Source organism: Rhodoferax sp. P1_F3 (genome assembly GCF_056405715.1).
The window spans coordinates 1-2,737 of the sequence record NZ_JBFUBO010000033.1; the positions used below are offsets into that span (position 1 = coordinate 1).

At 54.7% G+C, this 2,737-nt stretch carries 3 protein-coding genes; all 3 read right to left on the bottom strand.

What is annotated here, in order from left to right; all coding sequences use genetic code 11:
* On the bottom strand, positions 1-394 hold a 394-nt coding region (locus AC1DZ5_RS21480), incomplete at its 3' end, for an ESPR domain-containing protein (RefSeq protein WP_477892836.1).
* Between the two features lie 134 nt (positions 395-528).
* A complete protein-coding gene (locus AC1DZ5_RS21485; protein WP_477892838.1) occupies positions 529-975 on the bottom strand; it encodes a hypothetical protein in 447 nt (148 codons plus the stop codon).
* 4 nt (positions 976-979) lie between these two features.
* A partial coding sequence (locus AC1DZ5_RS21490; protein ID WP_477892840.1) for a DUF637 domain-containing protein occupies positions 980-2,737 on the bottom strand: 1,758 nt, incomplete at its 5' end.

A 2,737-nucleotide genomic window follows, 5' to 3' on the forward strand; every position in this document is an offset into this window, starting at 1 on the left:
CGGTGATGTTGATGGTCCCCCCTGAGCCTGTCGATGGGTCTTGGCTGGCAGCCAGTTTCACATCGTTGGCGGCGATTTGCCCGCCCAGGTTGTTGATGGTGTTGGCGTTGATCTCCAGCAGCGTGCGGCCCAGGATGGTGCCGCCGTTGGTCAAGGTACTCAGAAAACCTGTAGACGCTATTGAATTAGTAGCTGCTCGCGCAATAGCTACGAGGGCTACAGGTCGATTTGATGCTTGAACCTCAGCGGGACGAAGGCAGCGCGTACGTTGGCTGCGGGTGCTTCTTGTTGCACCGGATGCGCTGGACTTGCCGCAGCTGCGACTGGTCTCGGCCACCGCCATCAGGCAACCTCGGGAGGGGTTGAAGACTAGGCGGTGGGATTCGAGGTTCATGAATCAAAGGCTATTGGGACATGACACTTGGGTCTATGGGCGGACTCGAAGCCCGGCTCGGACAGCTATCTCAGTTCTGCGCGCAACGCCTGGATGAACCCGTCAGCCAATGTCAACGTCAACCGATGACGGCGCTATTGCTTTGGTTTCGTTTCTTCAAGTAACGCTCGGATTGCTTGGCGCGTCTCTGGCCTCATCACAGCTGCGCCTAAGAAATAGTAGGCTGCAAAGTGCACCCCAATGGGAAACTGTTCTCGCTTTTCAATTAACTGATTTAAAAACAATTCTGCGCTCATGCGGTGAGAAAACACCTCTGAAACCAGAGCCTTTATTGTGTTTGTCTGACCCAACGCAAGAACAAGATGCAGAAGATCCAATTGCTGAGCGACAGGGAGCTGTGCTCTTACAGCAATCGCCGCCGCAGCTCGCACGTTTTCGCCCATGAGCTGGACAACGATTCCCAGTATTTCCTGCGGGGGCAACTTCCTACAAGCTTTCGAAAGTTCGTTTTCCACAGTCGGTACTCGACGCTCAATAAGCTTGGCAGCTAACGCCTGGGCAAAGATTAGAGGTTCTTCCATTTTTCTAATCGGGTATTGGTTTAAATAGATTAGTCGGCAGATTTACGATAGGCGATTGTGCAGCTGGCGGTTGATAGTGGCCGGAGCTGTTGTCCCACCACTTTAGAGCACCCTTCTGCGAAAATTGAATGCTTCCCGCATAGTCAACCTCTGAACCTTTTGATAGCTGTAGGTGAGTAGAAAATCCATCATTTCTCACTGGTGAAATCCTTATTTCATCACCGATTTGAATAAAATCAAATGAACCCTTTGGTGTACGAAGTTCTCCACTTGGTAGCTGATACTTGAAATCTCCTGATTCCGTTTGAATCAACTTATATCTAGGACCAGGCATAGCCGGATCGCCAGGGTAAAGGTTGGGTAATTTCCTCGTTTCCCCATTTGCCCCATCCGTTTTAGCCTTGTCTTGCTCTTTTGCCAGCGCCCGATTATCCAACGCAGTCGCAACAGAGTTAGCCACTTTAGCCGCAGCTTTGGGTAGCGCTTGGTTGGCAATGATGATGGACGTAATGCCAGCGCCCACAGCGGGTGCATTGGCAGTAGCCCAGCCCATGTAGATTTTGTCCAACACATTCGCACTACCGCTGGCCTTGGCTTCGTTGGACAGCTCGTCGCGTATCCAGTCCGCCGCGCCGTACAAACTCCCGCTGCTGGTTTGTGTGGGTGGCAGTGGCCCTTTGGTGAAGCTGGCGTTGTAAGCGTCAACCAGTTGTGCTGCGCTATAGGGGCTCGTTTTTGCCTTTTCATTCGCCCAAGTTTGGATGTCCGTTTGTGTGGGCAGGAAGCTTTGTTGGGCTTGAGCAAAGTCTGCTTTGATGACTCGGCACTCTGGCGTGTTGCTAGGGCCACAGGCATGAAGTTTTGCACTGCTTTCTTTGTCATGCGCAATCAACTTATCTCGGTCTAGCGACTCCTCTGGAGTCAATGTGCCGTTATTTGCCTTCTTTTGCAGCTCTAGTAATCGACTGGCTTCTGCGTGGTTCAGATAGTTGTTCTCCGCCGCATTGCTCCCCGTAGTCGCCGCAATATTCACCGCCTGTGCGTTGTCTCCGCCCCCGCCAACCACAACCCCAGATACCGCTGACATTACCTTGGCCAGAGCCAGTGCATCGGTATTGCTCATCTTGTGGTTCTTGGCGAATTCGGCCGTAAGTTCACCCACCACGGCCCCTACCGCACCGGGGGCGCAACCACTGCTGTTGCCTGCAATGGCCGCGCCACCTACGCAGCCCAGCACCGCATGCGCGACCTTTTGGGTGAAGGCGTCTATCTGCGCAGGAATGATGTTGTTGTTGGCATCCAGGTGGGCACTTGCCGCATCGCCAATGGCATTGGCCCCCTGCGCCATGCCGGTATTGATAAGCGCACCTTGCAGCGAGTTGGCAAGCGTCTTCTCATCCAACGGCCTGCCGGTCAGCGCACTGTTCATCAAGTCCGTGGCCAGGTTGTTCGTCACATTCTTGAGCAGCTGGCTGCCAAAGGTGCTGGTGGCATCCACACCCTTGAAGTAGCTGGCATTGAGCTTGTCCAACGCCCCCGCCGTCACCATGGTCAACAGCAGGCCCTTGATGCTTTCTTCCTTGCCCAACTGATCCAGGGTCTTGCCGATGTCTCCCTGGTTGTTGACCATGGCCACGGCCGCTTGGGATGCCAGAGCCGCAAAGCCAGCGTTGACGGCGATGCCTGCGGTGGTGAGTCCTGCTGCGGTACTGGCAAGCGTGACGCCACCCAGGGTGGTCACCGTTGCCCCGGCTGCGCCGCC

Bases quoted from the DNA above. Each gene is read 5' to 3' on its own strand.
- AC1DZ5_RS21485 (WP_477892838.1), bottom strand. From the start codon at position 975: ATGGAAGAACCTCTAATCTTTGCCCAGGCGTTAGCTGCCAAGCTTATT.